Annotated in this window: 12 protein-coding genes; 9 read left to right on the top strand and 3 right to left on the bottom strand. The window is 44.3% G+C overall.

The window, feature by feature from the left end; translation table 11 throughout:
* Nucleotides 1-76: 76 nt before the first annotated feature.
* The 3 genes from LZU85_RS13950 to LZU85_RS13960 are packed head-to-tail and all read right to left on the bottom strand — an operon-like array spanning nucleotide 77 to nucleotide 5,849.
* Entirely contained in the window at nucleotides 77-2,734 is a 2,658-nt protein-coding gene (locus tag LZU85_RS13950) for an MlaD family protein (protein ID WP_176298826.1), read from the bottom strand.
* A complete protein-coding gene (locus LZU85_RS13955; protein WP_176298825.1) occupies nucleotides 2,718-3,992 on the bottom strand; it encodes a paraquat-inducible protein A in 1,275 nt (424 codons plus the stop codon). The genes LZU85_RS13950 and LZU85_RS13955 overlap by 17 nt, the downstream gene beginning before the upstream one ends.
* Before the next feature lie 57 nt (nucleotides 3,993-4,049).
* Entirely contained in the window at nucleotides 4,050-5,849 is a 1,800-nt protein-coding gene (locus tag LZU85_RS13960) for an ABC transporter ATP-binding protein (protein WP_176298824.1), read from the bottom strand.
* 127 nt (nucleotides 5,850-5,976) lie between these two features.
* Here LZU85_RS13960 and LZU85_RS13965 point away from each other — a divergent pair, with 127 nt between their 5' ends.
* From LZU85_RS13965 to LZU85_RS14005, 9 genes are all read left to right on the top strand, one after another.
* Entirely contained in the window at nucleotides 5,977-6,450 is a 474-nt protein-coding gene (locus LZU85_RS13965; protein ID WP_038963528.1) for a GAF domain-containing protein, read from the top strand.
* A 99-nt stretch (nucleotides 6,451-6,549) separates the two neighbouring features.
* Nucleotides 6,550-7,173, top strand: coding sequence for an RNA chaperone ProQ (gene proQ / locus LZU85_RS13970; protein ID WP_013571847.1), 624 nt, complete (start codon nucleotides 6,550-6,552; stop codon nucleotides 7,171-7,173).
* A 17-nt stretch (nucleotides 7,174-7,190) separates the two neighbouring features.
* Nucleotides 7,191-9,191 (top strand): carboxy terminal-processing peptidase, encoded by a 2,001-nt coding sequence (gene prc, locus LZU85_RS13975; RefSeq protein ID WP_237287307.1) that lies wholly within the window; start codon nucleotides 7,191-7,193, stop codon nucleotides 9,189-9,191.
* 196 nt (nucleotides 9,192-9,387) lie between these two features.
* Nucleotides 9,388-10,056, top strand: coding sequence for a hypothetical protein (locus LZU85_RS13980; protein WP_237287308.1), 669 nt, complete (start codon nucleotides 9,388-9,390; stop codon nucleotides 10,054-10,056).
* Between the two features lie 263 nt (nucleotides 10,057-10,319).
* Nucleotides 10,320-12,926, top strand: coding sequence for an aminopeptidase N (gene pepN / locus LZU85_RS13985; protein ID WP_237287310.1), 2,607 nt, complete (start codon nucleotides 10,320-10,322; stop codon nucleotides 12,924-12,926).
* A gap of 51 nt (nucleotides 12,927-12,977) precedes the next feature.
* On the top strand, nucleotides 12,978-13,196 hold the full coding sequence (locus LZU85_RS13990; protein WP_176298820.1) for a DUF2835 domain-containing protein: 219 nt from the start codon (nucleotides 12,978-12,980) through the stop codon (nucleotides 13,194-13,196).
* Nucleotides 13,197-13,403: 207 nt separating this feature from the next.
* Nucleotides 13,404-18,242 carry an NAD-glutamate dehydrogenase gene (locus tag LZU85_RS13995; protein ID WP_237287311.1) on the top strand — a complete coding sequence of 1,613 codons (4,839 nt, stop codon included), beginning with the start codon at nucleotides 13,404-13,406 and terminating at the stop codon, nucleotides 18,240-18,242.
* A 296-nt stretch (nucleotides 18,243-18,538) separates the two neighbouring features.
* On the top strand, nucleotides 18,539-19,549 hold the full coding sequence (pyrD, locus tag LZU85_RS14000; RefSeq protein WP_237287313.1) for a quinone-dependent dihydroorotate dehydrogenase: 1,011 nt from the start codon (nucleotides 18,539-18,541) through the stop codon (nucleotides 19,547-19,549).
* A 155-nt stretch (nucleotides 19,550-19,704) separates the two neighbouring features.
* Entirely contained in the window at nucleotides 19,705-20,247 is a 543-nt protein-coding gene (locus LZU85_RS14005) for a cell division protein ZapC (RefSeq protein ID WP_039553641.1), read from the top strand.
* Nucleotides 20,248-20,737 lie beyond the last annotated feature (490 nt).

Genomic DNA, 20,737 nt, shown 5'->3' on the forward strand with positions numbered 1-20,737 from the left:
TGGGAGGGGAATGATAAACGAATTGGCGAGCAGACAAAAATAAAAATGCAGCCCGAAAGCTGCATTTAGAGTCAAACTAAGGTTTAGGAATGGCCGTTCGCCACTTTTTCCAATCTTCCTCGGCTTTGTCGTAGAGGAAAAATGCTTGGCCTTGCTGCGCGATAGGCTCGAGTTGTTTTTGCGGTGGAGTTGCGAAGGCAATGCCACCTCGAACCAAGCTATCAAATGAGCCCGCTTTGATGTTTGCACCGGATAGGCCTATTGAAACGTCTACGCCAGACACATTCCAAAACAGGCTGTTTTGTCTGACCAAATAAGCGTATTCGTTTTGAATCTCGATACTAAAGACAACACGATCAGCAAACTTACCAAGCTGGACATCGGTCACGCTGCCCACTTCCATATCGCGATAAAGAATCGGCGTTCCAACACTGACCGAGCCACGATGCTCACTTTGTAGTGTAAACACAGTTCCCGTTGGATGAGGTGGCTTATTGGCTAATTCAAAACTGAATGCCGCTTTCCCTTTTCCTGGCTCTACCTGGATGTATTTGCTGATTAGGGCGTCGATGTTTTTTACCCCATTTAGGCCAATCTTGGGTTCCGCTAACCAAAAATGAGAACCTTGCAAAGCCACATTGGCAACGTATTCTGGCAGAATTCTTGCTGATGCCTCTACGATGCCTTTGTTGAAATCAGGCGCCACTAGCGTGATTTCTCCTACCTTGACCCCTTGATATTGGATCGCCATTCCCTTGCTGAGGGATTGCCCTCCATCGGTTCTGAGTGTAATGATTCGGCCAAATTTGCGCGCTTGGTTTTGGTCCGGATAGAGTTTCCAATGCTGTCCAGTTTTGTTCTCAATGCCTGCGACCGTGTCAAAAGCAATTCCACCTTGTAGTAGTGTTTTAAGCGGAGCGGCTTTGATTGCCACCCCGGCCAAGCTGGCGTCCACTTCGACGCCCGAGCGGTTCCAAAAAACCGTTTGATCATTGATGAGATGCTTATAACGATTCTCGATGCTGATTGAAACCTCTACACCACCGTTTGCCAAGGAAAAATCGGAAACATTGCCCACCGTCAAGTTGCGGTAAAGAAGAGGGCTACCTTTGGAAATAGGAGGCAACTCAGAGGCGAACAGCGTTAGAGTTTGTGAGCCACTTTGGTTAAATTTTGCCAGTTCAGCCAGCGAACGGCTTTGGAATAACTGGTAGGCTTGATTCGCCTGCGGCTTCCCTTCACTGATGAAACTGATTGAGCCGGTAAGCAGTTGTTTCGCTGGAGGAACGGTCACATTTAGCCCTGACTCTGTGAGTTCTGCTGTCGCACTGCCCGTTACAAAGAATCGGTTGTTTGCGCGAATGAGATGTGCGTATTGTTGATCAACCAGTACATCAAGAAAAACTTCGTGATTGCTACTCTCTACCGATGTTTTACTGATGAGTCCTACTTTAGTGATCGATCCGACCACAATACCTTTATAGAGCAGGTTTGCACCAGCATCCAAACCGTAAGAGCTTTCGGAAATCAAACGAATGGAAACCGACTTTGCTTGTTGTTGCGCGTAGTCATCTTTTTTAATGGCTGTGAATCGACGAGATTTATCACCTTCACCTGGCACTAACGTGAGAAAGTTACCGCGCACCAAGTTGCTAATGTTTTCCACTCCAGAGAGAGAAACTTTCGCCTCTTCTAGTACAAAGTCACTGCCTGTGGTGAGCATGTCGCTGAAGGCGGGCTGGATTGCTGCGTTAGCAATGATCATTTCTCTTCCGTCAGAGAGGGAGAGATTGGTGATTTCACCCACCTCGATGCCTCGGTACATGATAGGGGCACCATTGGAGCTGATATTGTGCCCATCTGGTAACGTGATCTGAACAGAAATACCGCGGCCGGCGGTCTTTAAGTCCCGGTATAAGCGAAATTGCGCATTCTTTTCAACCGGTTCACCGTCATCAGGTGAATCCACGGCAATTGCACCACTAAAAAGGGCGCTCATACTCTCAAGGCGAACATCAACCCCTTCAAAACCAATACTTGCGCCAATGCCACTGACATTCCAAAAGCGGCTCTGTTGGTTGATGATGTGCCGATATTCATCGTCGATACGGGCTAAGATTGTCACCGACTTGCCATTTTCTGCAAGGCGGTAACTGTAGACTTCCCCAATAGGGATTTTTTTATAGACAATTTTTGAGCCAATCGAGACGCCACCCAAGTCTCGCGCGCGCAAGGTGATGGTTAATCCTTTGTCAGCGAGAATATCCGTCGGAGCACTGTCTAAAGCATAGAAGACGCTTTCTGCCTCATCGTCGTCAGCGCCTGGTTGAATGGCGATATAGTTACCCGATACCAGCGCATCTAATCCTGAAATACCCGATAAGCTTGCCGTTGGTTTCACCAACCAAAAACGGGTGTTTTTTCCCAGTAATTGAGTGGCCTCGGGGTAAATATCGGCATCGACATAGATATTGGATAGATCTTTCGATAAGTTGATGTCTCGTACCATACCGACTTCTAAACCTTGGTAGCGAATAGTAGTGCGTCCCGCGACCAGACCTTGAGCATCGGAGAAATAGATTTGTACTCGTTCACCAGCATCGTGTATCGCTTTGGCGACTAGCCATCCGGCTAATAACATCGTGAGGATGGGCAAAATCCAAAGGGGGGATATCCCTTTGTTCTTGCGGACATCTGGTGTATACGAACTCTGCGAACTATTTTGTTTGCTCATGCAATGACTCATCTTTTTTTACATCTGAGTAGTTATCCCAGATCAATCGGGGATCGATACTTTCTGCGGCTAACATGGTTAACACAACCACCATACCAAACGCGACCGCTCCATACCCGGGTGTGAAATCGAGAATTTGACCTCGGTCGACCAAGGTCATCATGATCGAAATGACAAACAGGTCCATCACCGACCATTTGCCAATCCATTTTACGAAGAAATAAATGGTCATCCGCTGACGGTGGTAAATCGTGCGCTTGAAATGAATGCAAAGCAGTATGTATGTCAGGCCCAAAATCTTGGCGACAGGCACAACAATACTGGCAATAAAAATAATGGCGGCGATACCGTGCATACCATTTTTTATTAATGCAGCGACACCGGAGTAAATGGTGTCTTCAAGTCTCTGTCCGTTTGTGATGAGGATTGAAATCGGAATTAAGTTCGCCGGGAAAATAGCGACAGTCGCAGCGATCAGATAGGCCCATGTTTTTTGCAGCGAATGGGGCTTTCGGTGGTGCAGAGGCTTTCTACAGCGAACGCAATTGGTTTGCTCAGGTTGTGACAGATGACAACTATGGCAATGAATGTGCTTTTCAGCGAGTCGATAGTGGCTTTCTGCATGCCACGCCTCCCAATATCGTCTGACACTGACGCGAGTAATGAGTAACACGCTGAATAACTGCAGCAGCAGCAGTCCTATCAAACCAGGGCCAACAAAAATGTCTGAATAGTCCTGCAACTTGAAACAAGAAATAGCAATGCTGACGAGGAAGACATCGAGCATCATCCAGTGCTTTAGATTTTGAACAATATTCAGCGAATGCTTAAAGGCGTTAAACCATTTGTATTTGAGTGCGACATGAGCCAATACCACTGAGCTGCAAACCAGCAAGGGAGCGAGCGAGCTACAGAACATGATCAGCAAAGACAGCGCGACAAAGCCCTCATCCATTAAAGTCAACATACCGGATGGGAGTGTTGCAGGGATCATGACGCCAAAAAGTCGAATGCTGATAAAGTTAAAAAAGTGAGAAGGGATAAACAGCATCAAACAGGTGATCGCGATGGCGAGGTTACCAGAAAGGCTTGGGTTGCCACCACGATAGAGCTGGGTTCCACATCGAGGGCAAAAAGCACTGCGTCCTTTTCTGACAGAGATGACGTCAACGGGGAGCTCACAGCCTTGGCAAAGCCGTACATTTTCTATTCGAGTGCTGTGTTGGTCGGGTGCTGGCTGTGGAGTAGGAGAGGTCATTGCGACCTCTCGTTAATAAGTGTTCTTCGCTCAATCGATGTCAATAGGAGCAGATGTTCAACTTGCGTGAGATTGAACACTGCCATAAAGCGTTTGGTAGAGGCCGTCTTGTTCAACCAACTCGGTGTGTGTCCCTGTTTGTGTAACTTGGCCATCTTCCAATACATAGATCAAATCCGCTTGTTTAACCGCTGACAACCTATGTGCAACGATTAGGGTTGTCCTACCTTTCAAATATTCGTTCAACGCTTTATGCAGCGCGGCTTCTGTTGCCGTGTCTAGCGCTGACGTCGCTTCGTCCAAAATCACGAATTGAGGATCACTCAATACCATGCGAGCAATGGCTAAACGCTGTCTTTGGCCTCCGGATAAACGAATACCGTTGCGGCCCACTTGAGTTTCTAAACCATCCGTCAGTTGCGTTATGACATCTTGTAACTGAGCAATTTCCAACGCTTGCCAAAGCGTGCTTTCGTCATAGTCACCACCAAGGGTCAGATTATGCCTCAGGCTGTCATTAAATAGTATAGGTTGTTGTAATACAACAGCAATTTTTTCTCGAATCAGCTCAAATCCAATGTCATCTGTGGATTCATTATTGTAGCGAATAGTACCGCCATCTTGCCGATACACACCAATTAGCAGTTGAATTAGTGTGGACTTCCCGCCACCGCTGGCACCAACCAGCGCGACTTTCTTTCCCGCAGGGATTCGTAAATTCAACTGATTTAATACAGTGGTTTCACGGTTGTAAGAGAAGCTGACATTTTCGACAGAAACATCAATTTCTTTGCCATCAGTGAAAGGATTGACTTTCGACTCAGGTCTATACTCTTCCTCCAGTTCCAAAAGCGCGTTGATGCGGGTAAGCGCCGCTTTCGCGCTATACCAAGAAAACTGGATACCGAGCAGTTCTTGAACCGGAGTCAGCATGAACCAAAGATAACCAAAAACAGCAAAAATTTGACCAATAGTGAGATCACTAAAGAGCACCATGAGCATCGCAACGGCACGAAACAGCTCAAAACCAAGCAAAAAGAGCAAAAAGGAGACTCTACCCGCGGCTTCGGATTGCCAAGCATATTTGTCTGCGTTGAGTCGGACTTGATCAGCTTGCTGTTTGAGCTCAGAGAGAAACTCTCGTTCTTTATTGGCTGCTCTCAATTGATAAATGCCATCAAGGGTTTCAACTAAGCGATTTTGAAACTGCTCAAATGCTTGGTTTTCGCGCTTTTTGAGATGTTTAACTTTGCTGCCTAGTTTTCTAGAGAAGTAAATAACGATAGGGTTGACTAAGAGGATAAACAGGCCAAGTCGCCATTCCAGCCATAGGAGAACACCTGCAGTGCCGATGACGGTAAGCAAGCTAATCACGAACTTCGCTAAGGTGCTGCCGATGAATTGGTCAATGGTCTCGATGTCTGTGATGAGGTGCGCATTGATGCCTCCGCTACCTCGAGTCTCATATTGACGAATACTGATGCGACCGAGTTTATCGATCATCTTAGCGCGCATTTGATAAGTAATGGTTTTTGAGACCAAGGTGAACTGGCGGCTCTGTAAAATGTTTAATGCTTGGCTGGTGATACGCATCAGGATCACCAGTAGCAAAGTCAAGAAGATATACCCTGTCGGTGTTTGCCAGGCTTGAGGCAATAGGGTATTCATCGCTGCCAATCCTTTACCAGGTTGATCAAGTAACACTTCGTCAACCATGAGTGGCATGAGTAGAGGAATAGGGACGCTAACCAAAGTGGCAACAATGGCAATGAGGTTCGCAAACACAAGCTTAGATTTGTGTTTTTTTGCTTGTGTTAAAAGCCAGGAGCGGCTAATAGTGTCGGATGTCGATAACATTATAATGAGAATAAGTCCTATTTATATTAGAGTCAGCATTCTAGCGGCTGTTGATTCTATTCCAAAGTAAATTCGGGAAATTATTAATGCACGCTTCAGCTGTGCAATAAACAATGGAAAGCTTTATATGACCATAGAACATTACCAAACACTCACCAAACAAGCAGTCGCACTTATTGAATCAGAGCGTGACTTAATCGCCAATCTGTCAAACATCAGTGCGTTGCTGAACATGGGAATGTCCGATCTCAACTGGGTGGGATTTTACTTATATAAAGAAGATGAGTTGGTTTTAGGGCCATTTCAGGGAAAAGTAGCGTGTGTGCGAATTCCTATGGGTAAAGGTGTGTGTGGAACAGCTGCACAAACTTACACTGTTCAACGAGTGTATGATGTGCATGAATTTGAAGGGCATATTGCCTGCGATGCGGCGAGCAACTCAGAAATTGTGATCCCATTCTCAATCAATGGGCAATTGGCTGGCGTTCTGGATATTGATAGCCCAAGTGTGGGCAGATTTAGTGAAATTGATGAACAAGGGTTAACATTTTTCATGGCAGAAGTAGAAAAGCTGCTTAATTCACACGCGAACAACGCATAAATTGGGTAACGAGAGTGGTTTTTCGCCCGCATCTCTCTATAATACGAGAATATTTTTATCTTAATGCTCGCGGGCAGGCCGCTCAAACCAGGACAACTCATGACTGAAAAGTTAAAAAACAGCAAAGAAGTTATTGCATATATTGCTGAATGTTTCCCTAAGTGCTTTACTTTAGAAGGTGAAGCGAAACCTCTTAAAATTGGTATTTTTCAAGATCTTGCTGAACGTCTAAGTGAAGATGAAAAAGTAAGCAAGACTCAGCTTCGAGCAGCGTTAAGACAATACACTTCTTCTTGGCGTTACCTACACGGCGTTAAACTAGGCGCAACTCGTGTTGACCTAGATGGTAACGAGTGTGGTGTACTAGAAGAAGAACACGTTGAACATGCGAAAGCAACGCTAGCGGAAAGCAAAGCTAAGGTACAAGCTCGCCGTAAAGAACAAGCTCAAAAAGCTCGTGACGAAGAGAAGTCAAAGCCAAAAGCTAAAAAAGCACCTCAGCAACGTCGTGCGAACAAACCTCAGGCGCAAAAGCCTGCGAAACAACCTGTGGAAACACGTGCGCTAAACGCAGATGAATTGATCACTGGTAAAGCGGTTAACGTAAACATGGGTAAAGGAAACATGGCTGCGACTATCGTAGAAATTAATAAGGATGATGTGCGAGTTCAACTGTCTAACGGCCTTCAAATGGTTGTGAAAGCGGAGCACCTTCGCGCATAAAGGAGACACTCCTACGCATGAAATGCCGTTCAAAAGTGACTCTGATTGCTGCTAGCCTTTGGCTAGCAGCATCAGCTCAGGCTCTTGAAGCCAAACTATCAGAAAAAGATCTCCCTTTACTTGCACCTGAAGTTCAACACGAAACTGCAAGCAAAAGGGTCACTTCCCGTTTTACTCGTTCTCATTACAAGCATTTTAATTTCAACGATGATTTCTCTCGTGCGATGTTTAATCGCTATATAGAAATGCTTGATTACAATAAGAATATCTTCACCCAAGCAGACATTGATTCATTTGAAAAGTGGTCAACAGAGTTGGATGACCAACTCAAAGAAGGCAACAATCAAATCGCGTTTGATGTTTACAATCTCTCAATGAAAAAGCGTTTTGAGCGATTCTCTTATGCTCTCAAACTGCTCGATCAAGAAATCACCTTTGATACGGATGATGAGATTGAACTCGATCGCACTGATGCGGCTTGGCCCAAGGATCAAACCGAGCTTAATGAACTGTGGCGTCAGCGAGTAAAATACGATGCGCTGAACCTCAAGTTGACTGGCAAAGATTGGCCAGAAATTAAAGACATTCTAGAAAAACGTTACAACAACGCGATGAAGAGAATCACTCAAACGCGTAACGAAGACGTTTTTCAACTTTACATGAACGCGTTTGCACGCGAAGTGGATCCTCATACCAGCTATCTTTCACCAAGAAACGCTGAGCAATTCCAGTCTGAGATGAACTTGTCACTGGAAGGCATTGGTGCTGTATTGCAGATGACGGATGACTACACTGTCATCCGTTCTTTGGTTGCTGGTGGCCCTGCGTCTAAAAGTAAACAGTTAGGCGAGGGTGACCGGATTATCGGTGTTGGCCAAGATAAAAAAGACATCGTTGATGTTATCGGTTGGCGTCTTGATGATGTTGTCCAGCTGATTAAAGGTCCTAAAGGCACCAAAGTTCACCTACAAGTTCTGCCAGAAGGAAAAGATTCCAAGAGTTACGTTGTCACAATTGTGCGTGACAAAATTCGCTTGGAAGACCGAGCAGTGAAGGCAGAGGTGATTGAAAAAGATGGCAAGAAAATCGGTGTTCTAGAAGTACCGAGTTTTTATGTGGGTCTTTCTGCCGACACAGATAAGCTGCTTACTGATCTCAAAGGTAAGGGCGTCGACGGCATCATCGTTGATTTGAGAAACAATGGTGGTGGGGCATTAACTGAAGCGACTGCGCTCACGGGTTTGTTTATTGAAAAAGGCCCTGTGGTTCAAGTTCGTGACAGTTATGGGCGAGTGAAAGTCAACGCTGATACGGATGGACAAATCAGTTATTCAGGCCCGATGACGGTGTTGGTGAATCGATATAGTGCATCTGCTTCTGAAATTTTCGCCGCTGCACTACAAGACTATGGCCGCGCCATTATCCTTGGTGAAAACTCCTTTGGTAAAGGAACCGTACAACAGCACCGTTCTTTGAATCATATCTATGATTTGTTTGACAAAGAAATCGGTTATGTTCAGTACACCATCCAAAAATTCTACCGAATTGATGGAGGCAGCACGCAAAATAAAGGTGTCGTGCCAGACATTCCTTTCCCTACCGCGATTGATCCTGAAGAAACAGGTGAGAGTGTTGAAGATAATGCTCTACCTTGGGACAGTATTGAGAAAGCCGATTATCAAGTGTTACAACGTAATGATTCTTTGATTGAACAATTGCGTGTAAAACATGATGAGCGGATCGCTAACGAGCTAGAGTTTAAGTTTATTGCGGAAGACATTGCCCAGTACAAAGCAGAGAAAGACGACAATACGCTTTCTTTGAATGAAAAAGTGCGTAAGCAAGAATCTGAGCAAGCTGATAAGCAGCGCCTAGATCGCATCAATCAACGCCAAGCATTAGCGGGTAAAGAAGCGTTTAAAACGTTAGACGATGTGCCCAAAGACTATGAAATGCCAGATGCGTATCTTGATGAATCTGTTGCAATCATGGTAGACATGCTGAAAAAACCGTCCTAAAAACAGTGTGATGGTAAAAAGCGAGCGTTAACGCTCGCTTTTTTCTTTTCAACTCATAGCAAGGTGAAGGAAAGATGACGTATAGATGAAGTTATTTTTCTCTGAACAATAATGTGATTTAAATCAAAAAAATTCGCCCAAATAAAACTCTATGTCTACGCTTTAAGAAAATAGCTTAAAAGTGTGGAGATATGACATGAAATGGCTCTTAACTTTGCTCACAGCGCTCATGGTGTTTAATGTACAAGCGCAAGATCAGGGAACACATTCTTCTGATTTAACCTATTTTGATACCCCCTTACTGCTCGGAGACTGGTACTTAGTCAACCCTGATGTGGAGTCGAGTCGAGAAAACTTCAGGGCAATTAAACTGACACTTAACTCTAAGTACGAGTTTCAAATTGATATTCAAAAGCGCGATTACAGTGTCGATCATTGGGAAGGTATTTACACCGCGAATGAAGATACGATTATTCTAGGCTTGAACACCGATGAACCACAGGTTTATCAATACGAAAGTAACCATCACATGCTCAACCTCAACGGTGTGATGTTTACGAAAGGCCTTCCAAATGCTTTAGCAGGAATTTGGTCGAGTGAGACATTATCTGGTGAAGGTATGGTTGCGAATCAAATTAATAAATTGGATCTCATCCTTCAGCCGGATTTTATCTTTATGTTTAGAGTGACATCTGAAGGCGGTGACGAATCTGTCAAGAAGGGCGTCTACTACACAGAAGGTAATCATCTCGTTCTCTTATATGAAGACGGCGAGCATGATACGACTTATGTTCTTGGTACTGACCAGCTTACCTTGAAGGAGGAAAGCGGGGAAATGCTTGCCGTACTCAATCGAGTTAGATAACGCTTGTCTATATTCGTTAGTGGTAGAATTTTTGTTTATAGAAGGGAAGACTACATGGTTAGTCTTCCTTTTTTTGTATCAAACCTTGTTTTATTCGTTTTCAGACCACATCTAACCGAGGTAATTTATCTGTGCCCGAAATAATTACCATACAGATGCATAAAGTGGAAAGAAATAGCGTTTAACTGTATGTATATACAGTTTTGCTTAGTGACACAAACTCTTCGGGCACAATCTGATTCACTGTACAAGGATTTATAGATATGTCTCAAACCCCACAGGCGAAATATCGTAAAGATTATAAAGCGCCATCACACACGATTACCGACATCGACCTGACTTTTGATCTTTATGATCACCACACCCGAGTGACAGCGGTGTCAGAGGTCAAGCAAATGGGCGAGAGTGATGTCCTTGAGTTAGATGGTGAAACGCTGAAACTTAAATCAGTCAAAGTTAACGGTGAAAACTGGACGGCCTATGAAGTCAAAGAGGCCTCATTACTTTTGTCTGCTTTGCCGAAAGAATTTAAATTAACGATTGAGACAGAAATCGACCCAGAAGCCAATACTGCTTTGGAAGGTCTGTATAAGTCTGGCGGTGCGTTCTGTACGCAATGTGAAGCTGAAGGGTTTCGCAGAATCACTTATTACCTCGATCGCCCTGATGTATTAGCGCGTTACCAGACAAAGGTAATTGCGGACAAAGCAAAATATCCTTATTTGCTGAGTAATGGTAACCGCATCGCAGAGGGAGAACTGGAAGGTGGCCGTCATTGGGTTCAATGGCAAGATCCTCATCCAAAACCTGCATACTTGTTTGCTCTTGTTGCAGGCGACTTTGATGTGCTTCGCGATAAATTTGTCACCAAGTCTGGTCGCAGTGTTGATCTTGAAATCTTTGTCGACAAAGGCAACTTAGATCGCGCACCACATGCGATGACCTCTCTGATCAATTCAATGAAATGGGATGAAGAGCGTTTCGATCTTGAGTATGACCTGGATATCTACATGATCGTCGCCGTTGATTTCTTCAACATGGGTGCGATGGAAAACAAAGGTCTCAATATCTTTAACTCAAAGTTTGTCTTAGCCAACTCTCAAACCGCCACAGATGCAGACTACCTGGGCATTGAGCGCGTGATTGGTCATGAGTATTTCCACAACTGGACAGGAAACCGTGTGACTTGTCGCGATTGGTTCCAATTGAGCTTGAAGGAAGGTCTAACCGTTTTCCGCGATCAAGAATTCTCTTCTGATCTTGGCTCCCGAGCGGTGAATCGCATTCAAAACGTGCGTACCATTCGTGGGCCGCAGTTTGCGGAGGATGCTAGCCCAATGTCTCATCCAATTCGCCCTGATAAAGTGATTGAAATGAATAACTTCTACACGCTAACAGTGTATGAAAAAGGCAGTGAAGTTATTCGCATGTATCATACTTTACTGGGTGAAGAAGGTTTCCAAAAAGGGATGAAGCTCTACTTTGAGCGTCACGATGGCACTGCGGCGACTTGTGAAGATTTTGTCTCTGCCATGGAAGATGCGACGGGTGTTGATTTAACACAGTTCCGCTTGTGGTACAGCCAGTCGGGTACACCAACACTTCGTGTGAGCAGTCAATACGATGCTGCTAAACAAACTTACGCGTTAACTGTTGAGCAGTCGACTGAGCCAACACACGAGCAAGCGGAAAAACAGCCATTGCATATTCCATTCGACATCGAGCTTTACGCTGCGAATGGTGATGTGATCCCAATGATCATTGCTGGTGAGCCTGTTGGAAACGTGCTGGATGTGAAAGCCGACAAACAAACCTTCATGTTTGAGAATGTGGCAGAAAAGCCAGTGCCTTCTTTGTTACGTGAATTCTCAGCGCCAGTTAAGCTTGAGTACGACTATTCAGACCGTGAGCTAATGTTCCTGATGGTCAATGCTCGTAACGAGTTTTCACGTTGGGATGCTAGCCAGATGTTACTGGCCAAATACATTCGTCAAAATGTTGAGCGAGTTCAGGCGGGTGAAGAAGTAGAACTGCCTGAAGCGGTTATTGATGCCTTCCGTGGTGTGCTTCTTAATGCAGAGTTAGATCCCGCGTTCATCGCTGAAGTCATGTCGTTGCCAAACCACAATGAAGTGTCTGGTTGGTACAAGCAAGTCGACGTTGATGCAATTGCTCAAGTTCTCAAACAGTTGAAAGTCATTCTTGCAACACAGCTAAGTGATGAGTTGAGCGCGCTTTATCATAGCTTGAAGCAAGCTGAGTATACGATTGATCATGCGGCGATTGGTCAACGTGCATTACGCAATATCTGCCTAGCGTATCTGGCGTATACTCAAGAGGGTAATGATTTGGTATTGAAGCAATACCAAGAGTCGAACAACATGACCGATACAATTGCGGCGATGGCATCTGCCAACCAAGCGCAATTGCCTTGCCGTGAAGCACTGATGCAAGATTACAGTGATAAGTGGAAGCATGATGGTTTGGTCATGGATAAATGGTTTATCATGCAGGGAACAAACCCGGCGAAGAACGCATTGACTGTAGTTCGAGAAACCATGAACCATGAGGCGTTCAGTCTGAAAAACCCAAATAGAACACGAAGTCTGATTGGGGCATTCTTGGGTATGAACCCAGTGAACTTCCACGACAAGTCAGGCGAAGGTTATCGCTTTGCTGGGGAAGTATTGCGTGAACTGAACACGACAAACCCTCAAGTGGCCTCACGTTTGGTCGATCCTTTGCTAAAACTGGCTAAATACGATCAAGAACGCCAATCGCTGATCCGTAAAGAACTGGAAGGATTGAAAGCGATGGAGAACTTAGCCAAAGATTTGTTTGAAAAAGTTTCAAAGGCTTTAGAAAGCTAAGTTAATCCGATAGCGCGTAGTTGGTGTGATGCCAACTACGCCTAATAGACTATGAATTATTACTACTTCACACTCAATATTAGCTATCAAGCGTTTTTGGCGCATTATTCTGGTGCGGCAAGTGCAGTGCAGGTAACTACGGATCACGGTTTGCGTATTCAGCTGCCGGCGGTCAAATTTCGACCATTCCTCAGTCAGTTAGGCTTAAAAGGGCGATTTAGACTAACAACTGACCAGAATCATCGTTTTATTAAGTTAGAATCACTATAAGAACCTAGTTTGACAGTGAGTTAAACACGAATCTTAGTCACATTATCAAACATTTCACCTCTATCTCTCGTTAATTTTATTAACTAAATTTCAATATTGCTTTTACAATAAGCGCATGCATTACCTATGCTTAGTTGACGAGTCTTCTAGCGAGATTTATTGCTAAGTGTCCCCTACAAAAAAACTATTCTAATGTGGAGTGTGAATATGACCGCGCGTGAAAATGTAGTGCCGGTTCTGCTTGAAAAGGTGTACCAACTGATTCAAGACAAACTCGAGCTATCCCACCAGCCTTTAGTTACTAAATTAGCTCAACACCTTTTTAGTAACATTTCTCAAGACGACTTGATACAACGAAACGAATCCGATCTTTATGGTGCTATTGTGAGCTTATGGCATCATATTCAAGAGCAAAAACCGGATGACATTTCCGTTCGAGTATTTAATCCGACAGTAAGTCGTCATGGCTGGCAATCAACGCATACGATTGTGGAAGTGGTTATTCCTGATAGCCCATTCTTGGTTGACTCGATAAAAATGGCGTTGAGCCGATTAGAGCTAAGTTGTCACTTAATGTTGAATAATCCGACACAGATTACTCGCAATGGCAAAGGTGAAGTGACCGATGTCAACGGTAAAGATGGTGTCCTACAATCTCTATTCCACATTGAAGTTGACAGATTAAGTAAGAAAGATGAAATGCACAATCTAAAACAAGAACTGTTGGATGTGCTTTCAGATACGCGTTTAGTCGTAAACGATTGGTTGCTCATGGTGGAGCGACTCGAGCAGGTGACGGCTCAACTGGAAGCGCAAAAATCAGCGGTTTCCATGGATGGTGAACGTTTTGATGAAAGCATTGCATTTCTACGTTGGTTAGGGGACCACAACTTTACGTTCATGGGATACAAAGAGTACGACTTAGTCAATGTGGATGGCGAAACGGAACTCGTGCCAACAAAAGACAAAGGTTTGGGCCTCTTTGCCGATGACAGCCGTGTCCGCGGCGTTAAATTATCACAACTTTCAGACTCCGCTCGACTTGAAGCGAAAAAGCCAAGTGCTTTGATCATCACCAAAGGTAATAAAGCCTCACGTATTCATCGTCCTGCTTACAATGACTACGTTGGCATTAAGAAGTTCGATGCGAAAGGAAAAGTGATTGGTGAGCATCGTTTTACTGGTCTATATACCTCGTCGGTTTATAACCAAACGGTTTCTTCGATCCCACTGATCCGCGAAAAGGTTGACCGTATTCTTGATGCGAGTGGCTATCGCGATGGTTCTTATGCGTTTAAAGCACTTCACAACATTCTTGAAAATTACCCACGCGACGAACTCATTCAAGCAAAAGAAGAAGAGTTGCTTGAAGTCGGCATGGGCGTGGTACAAATGCACGATCGCGATTTGCTGCGTCTGTTTGTACGTAAAGACCCGTTTGGGCGCTTCTTTAGTGCGATGGTGTATGTAACCAGAGACAGATATAACACGGAGTTACGCCGCCAAACACAGCGCATTCTCAAACAATATTTTGGCAGCGAGCAAGAAGTAGAGTTTACGACTTATTTCTCCGAGGGCCCTTTAGCACGCACGCACTACATCGTACGTGTAGACAATAACAATATCGACGTTGACGTAAAGAATATCGAGCAAAATCTAATGGAAGTCTCTTCTACTTGGGATGATCGCCTTAAAGATTCAATCATTGCTAACTTTGGTGAAAGCAAAGGGTTGCCATTGTCAAAAGAGTATATGAAGGCATTTCCTCGTTCATACAAAGAAGCGATGATGCCAGGTAGCGCAGTTGATGACATCCAAAGACTGGAAGCGCTGAGCGATGATAACAAACTGGGTATGCTTTTCTACCGTCCCCAAGAAGTGGCAGCAGATTCAAAAGCCGTTCGATTGAAGCTATACCACAGAGATGAGCCAATCCATCTATCCGATGTGATGCCGATGCTGGAAAATTTGGGCTTACGAGTGATTGGTGAATCGCCTTACGAGATCCATAAAACGAACGGTCAAACATTTTGGATCCTTGATTTTTCGATGTTGCACAAAAGCGAAAGCGTGGTTGATCTGAGTGAAGCAAGAGATCGCTTCCAACAAGCTTTTGCTGCCGTGTGGGCTGGTGAACTTGAAAGTGACGGTTTCAACCGTCTATTACTTGGTGCCTCGCTCACTGGACGCGAGATCTCAATTCTTCGAGCTTACGCTCGCTACATGCGTCAAGTTGGTTTCCCATTTAGTCAACAATATATCGAAGACACGTTGAGTCATTATCCTGCTCTTGCAAAAGGGCTGGTGGATCTTTTCGTAAAACGTTTTGATCCCAAGCACAAAGGCGGAGAGAAGGCTCAGCAAGAGTTGATCACTAAGATTACGGAGCAACTTGAGCTTGTTGATAGCTTAGATGACGACCGTATTTTACGTCGTTACATGGAAATGATCGTTGCAACCGTACGGACAAACTATTTCCAACTTGATGATCAAAAGCAACCGAAACCTTGGTTGTCATTAAAACTAAAACCACGGGAAATCCCTGAAATTCCACAGCCCGTTCCAGCGTTTGAGATTTTTGTTTATGCGCCAGACATTGAAGGCGTGCATTTACGTGGTGGCAAAGTCGCACGTGGTGGTCTTCGTTGGTCTGACCGTCAAGAAGATTTCCGGACCGAAGTGCTTGGCTTGGTGAAAGCGCAACAGGTTAAAAATACTGTTATCGTGCCTGTTGGAGCTAAAGGTGGCTTCGTTTGTAAACGTCAGCACACGTTGACCAATCGTGATGAAATTTTTGCTGAAGGCCAACGTTGTTACAAACGTTTCATTCGTGCGCTATTAGACGTCTCTGACAACATCATTGAAGGGGAGGTTGTACCACCGAAGAACGTTGTAAGACACGATGAGGACGATCCATATTTGGTGGTTGCCGCAGATAAAGGCACTGCAACTTTCTCAGATTTGGCAAACTCGGTGTCTGCTGAATACAACTTCTGGTTGGGTGATGCATTTGCATCTGGTGGTTCTAATGGTTATGACCACAAAGCAATGGGCATCACTGCAAAAGGTGGTTGGGAGTCGGTGAAGCGTCATTTCCGTGAAATGGGAGTTGATTGCCAAACAACAGACTTCACGGCCATTGGTGTTGGTGATATGGCGGGTGATGTATTCGGTAACGGCATGTTGTTGTCAAAGCACATACGTCTTCAAGCGGCATTTAACCATTTGCATATCTTCATCGATCCAAATCCTGATTCGGAGACGAGTTGGGAGGAGCGTAATCGCTTGTTCAACTTACCACGTTCAAGTTGGGAAGATTACAATCCAAAATTGATTTCTAAAGGTGGAGGTATCTTTTCTCGTAAAGCGAAGTCCATCACGTTAACGCCAGAAATCCAAAAGATGTTGGGTATTAAGAAAGCGTCTCTTGCTCCAAATGAATTGATCAAAATGATCTTAAAGATGGAGGTGGATCTGCTTTGGAACGGTGGCATCGGTACCTACGTAAAAGCATCGACTGAAACGCATGCTGATGTTGGTGATCGTGCAAATGATGTCTTGCGCATCGATGGACGTGAGCTTAATGCCAAGGTTATTGGTGAGGGTGGTAACTTGGGTATGACTCAAAAAGGTCGTATCGAGTACGCTCTGAATGGCGGACGAGTAAACACAGACTTTGTCGACAATGTGGGTGGAGTAGACTGTTCGGACAATGAAGTGAACATCAAGATCTTTTTGAATGGTTTGGTGTCTCATGGTGACATGACGATCAAACAACGCAATAAGATCCTTGAATCGATGCAAGATGAAGTGGGTGATATTGTTTTAGATGACGCGTACCGTCAATCAGAGTCTATCTCTGTCACTGAACAGCAAGGTGTTAGCGTTGTTAAAGAGCAAATTCGCTTTATTCATACTATGGAAAAAGCGGGTTATCTTGATCGAGTCTTAGAAAACATCCCAGATGACGAGACGCTACTAGAACGTGAGAAGCTGGGTCAAGGGCTTACTCGTCCTGAGCTAGCAGTGTTGGTGGCGTATGGCAAGATGGTACTTAAAGAACAACTTGCCAATGACGAGATTGCCAATGATGATTTCCATGCTAAGCAGTTGATCGCCTATTTCCCTAGTGAACTACGTAACAAGTTCGCCGATCAGATGTCATCACATCCACTGCGTGCCGAGATCATTGCTACATCGCTTGCCAACCAAATGGTGAACGAAATGGGATGTAACTTCGTCACTCGTCTACAGGAGGAGACGGGAGCGTCGGTGGTGGATATCGCTAACGCCTACGGTGCTGCGCGAGAAATTTATGCATTGGGTGATGTCCTGAATCAAACACGCAAACTGGATAACGTTGCAAGTGCAGATGCTCAGTATGAGATCATGTTCCATGTGCGTCGCATGTTACGTCGGGTTGCTCGTTGGTTGCTTCGTAACCGCAGTGGTAAGAATACCGTCAGTGAGTTAATCGCTAAGTATCAAGCGGATGTGGATGTGATTACGCAATCTCTTGATACCATGTTGGTCGAGTCGGAAGTCGAGGAGCATGATGAACTTGCTCAGAGCTGGATCCAACGTGGTGTTGAATCAACATTGGCCAACCGTGTTTCTCGTTTGACCAGTTTGCAGTCAGCACTGGATATTTCTTCAGTTGCTCGTGAAACCAATAAAACTGTCGAAGAAGCCGCGAAGTTGTACTTCAACTTAGGCGATCGTTTATCACTACATTGGTTCTTGAAGCAAATTAATGGCCAAGCTGTTGATAATAACTGGCAAGCACTTGCAAGAGCAGCGTTCCGCGAAGATCTCGATTGGCAACAACGTTTGCTGACGGCACAGGTGTTAAATTGCATAGAATCAGGCAAGAGTGATGTGATGAATGCTCTGGATGTGTGGATGGAACGCAATGAAACCTCACTACATCGTTGGGAAAGCATCCTAAACGAGTTTAAAGTGGGCACCGTACACGAGTTTGCGAAGTTCTCTGTCGCGCTAAGAGAATTAGTGCTGCTCAACTTAAATTGCAGCTCAAACAGTTAGTGTTTTAGTTGTTTAAGATTAAAAAGCCCCAGTAACGGGGCTTTTTTGCTATTTGAGTTCAATAAACGAACAGCTCATTGTTGCGTTGTCACTTTTTGAAGTCGCTGCAAACGTTTGGTTCACAAGAGAAGTCGAAATTAATTGAAATAACACCTAACTAACTCATTGATAAAGTTGAGATAAGTCATTTTTAATCGTTAAATTGGATTTACTTTTACCTTTTTATTTGAAAACTGATGATTTTAAGTAAATAATACCAACCCGTTTACACGGGGCTTTTTTCTTTCGGAGGCACAATGCTTTACCGTCTTGCCAGAGCTGGCTTTTTTCAATTGGATGCAGAGAAGGCACACGATCTTGCAATCCAAAATTTTAAACGTTTTACCGGCACACCACTTGATCTCCTCTATCGTCAACAGCTACCACACCGACCAGTCGAATGTATGGGTTTAACATTCCGTAATCCAGTAGGCTTAGCTGCAGGATTGGATAAGAATGGCGAGTGTATTGAAGCATTTGACGCGATGGGCTTTGGTTTTGTTGAAGTGGGAACGGTAACGCCAAGACCACAATCAGGTAACGACAAACCGCGCCTTTTCCGTTTGGTGGGTGCTGAAGGTATAATCAACCGTATGGGTTTCAATAACTTAGGTGTTGACAACCTGGTTGAGAACGTAAAGAAAGCAAAATACAACTGTGTATTAGGTATTAATATTGGTAAAAATAAAGATACACCAATAGAGAAGGGCGCGGAAGATTATCTCATCTGTATGGAAAAGGTATATGAGTATGCGGGATATATTGCCGTGAATATTTCTTCTCCAAACACACCAGGACTTCGCTCTCTTCAGTATGGTGAAGCGTTAGACGAGTTGTTGTCTGAGTTAAAACGTAAACAAGCTGAGCTTGAAGAGAAGCATGGTAAATATGTCCCTCTGGCATTAAAGATCGCACCGGATCTTACCGATGATGAAATTAGCCAGATTTGCCAATCATTGATCAACAACAAGATCGATGGTGTGATCGCAACCAATACCACGCTTGATCGCACGATGGTTGAAGGCATGAAACATGCGCAAGAGGCTGGGGGCCTTAGTGGTCGTCCACTGCAGTCTCGTTCTACTGAGGTCGTGCGATTACTTCGTAAGGAGTTACAAGGTAACATCCCAATTATTGGCGTCGGTGGTGTTGATTCTTATGTTGCTGCAAAAGAGAAAATGTTGGCAGGGGCGGATCTTGTACAAGTATACTCTGGCTTCATCTATCACGGCCCTGGCTTAGTACGCGATATTGTTAAAAATCTATAGAATGATTCGCTAACATACTGACATAACAGCTTTTCTAACAGAAAAAAGAGGACTTGGTTTCCTCTTTTTTTTTATTCATTCGTTTGTAGAATCAAAACAGTTGGAGGGTAATTAAGCGTTTACCTCTGTGAATCAGTCAGTGTGAGAATAGAACGATGCTTAAACCAAGTGATAAATGGAGCTGGTATTTTGATAAGCCGTCAGGCCGTCTAATGCTTGACTTAGGCGATAGATATCTATTTCAAACCAATCTTAGTGATAAATTGCTGGTGGACTGCGCTTTCTCTTATAACGACTTCACAGTTGATGACGCGAGTGCCTTTCAGACTTTCAAAGAATGTCTGTCGTCGCTTGATTTGAGTGAATATCGCAGAGATGAGCTGACGCTCTACTGCGTTGCTGCTAAGCGCTTTCATAAGCCAGTCCAACCCAAGAGTTGGTTTTTCCATTCTACAGGTTTGGATTACCAACCCAATGAAGGGGAGCTTGTACAGCTGCAAAATGGCTTGAATCAAGGGCTATTTATCGTTTTGGAAGCAGGGGACAATGCAAGCTTAGTCAGCTGTGTAGAGCTTGAAGGCTTTATGCTAAGCAGTTCAAAGAGCTTAAGTTATGGTGAAGCCATCAAAGTCATGCACGATCGCATGTCTACTGCTGCAAGAATGAATACGCTAATGCCTATGGCGTTAGTCGGATAACCTTTCCTAATTTTCGTTCCAATACATTTTTCATCGGCCTTCTGGCCGATTTTTTTTTGCATTTTCCTATCCAATCCCCCCTCTAATCACCATGCCACCTCGTCTAAATATTGCGACTATGAGAGCCTGTAGTGCAATCAGGTAGACATTTTTCACACATTTTTAGCACGTAAAATGTCCACTTTTGTCGACGAAATATCACCGATAGAGTAATAAATTCCCTCTTTTAAGTGGTTTTGTAATTAAGTTACCGGCATAAATACAGTCTGGTATAGTCCAGTTTTTGCGTGAATAAGCATTCACTATCGCAATTTGAACCGAATTTTGGTTTAGGCTTGTTTACGTTTCGTTCATCTCTGCTGAGTTGGTGTAATTAATTCACGACGATAAAACGACCAATTGATACGCTGGCTCATAGGGAGATGAGAAAAGTCCTTGAAATGCGAGGCATGGAGTAGATTTGTCAGGTATAATCAACGCCATTTTTAAT

The organism is Vibrio floridensis (assembly GCF_021852965.1).
Taxonomy (GTDB): Bacteria; Pseudomonadota; Gammaproteobacteria; order Enterobacterales; family Vibrionaceae; genus Vibrio; species Vibrio floridensis.

Coding starts and splice junctions, on each gene's coding strand:
- LZU85_RS13995 (WP_237287311.1), top strand. CDS start 13,404: ATGACCGCGCGTGAAAATGTAGTGCCGGTTCTGCTTGAAAAGGTGTAC.
- pepN (WP_237287310.1), top strand. CDS start 10,320: ATGTCTCAAACCCCACAGGCGAAATATCGTAAAGATTATAAAGCGCCA.
- LZU85_RS14005 (WP_039553641.1), top strand. CDS start 19,705: ATGCTTAAACCAAGTGATAAATGGAGCTGGTATTTTGATAAGCCGTCA.
- LZU85_RS13980 (WP_237287308.1), top strand. CDS start 9,388: ATGAAATGGCTCTTAACTTTGCTCACAGCGCTCATGGTGTTTAATGTA.
- LZU85_RS13965 (WP_038963528.1), top strand. CDS start 5,977: ATGACCATAGAACATTACCAAACACTCACCAAACAAGCAGTCGCACTT.
- prc (WP_237287307.1), top strand. CDS start 7,191: ATGAAATGCCGTTCAAAAGTGACTCTGATTGCTGCTAGCCTTTGGCTA.
- LZU85_RS13950 (WP_176298826.1), bottom strand. CDS start 2,734: ATGAGCAAACAAAATAGTTCGCAGAGTTCGTATACACCAGATGTCCGC.
- proQ (WP_013571847.1), top strand. CDS start 6,550: ATGACTGAAAAGTTAAAAAACAGCAAAGAAGTTATTGCATATATTGCT.
- LZU85_RS13990 (WP_176298820.1), top strand. CDS start 12,978: ATGAATTATTACTACTTCACACTCAATATTAGCTATCAAGCGTTTTTG.
- pyrD (WP_237287313.1), top strand. CDS start 18,539: ATGCTTTACCGTCTTGCCAGAGCTGGCTTTTTTCAATTGGATGCAGAG.
- LZU85_RS13960 (WP_176298824.1), bottom strand. CDS start 5,849: ATGTTATCGACATCCGACACTATTAGCCGCTCCTGGCTTTTAACACAA.
- LZU85_RS13955 (WP_176298825.1), bottom strand. CDS start 3,992: ATGACCTCTCCTACTCCACAGCCAGCACCCGACCAACACAGCACTCGA.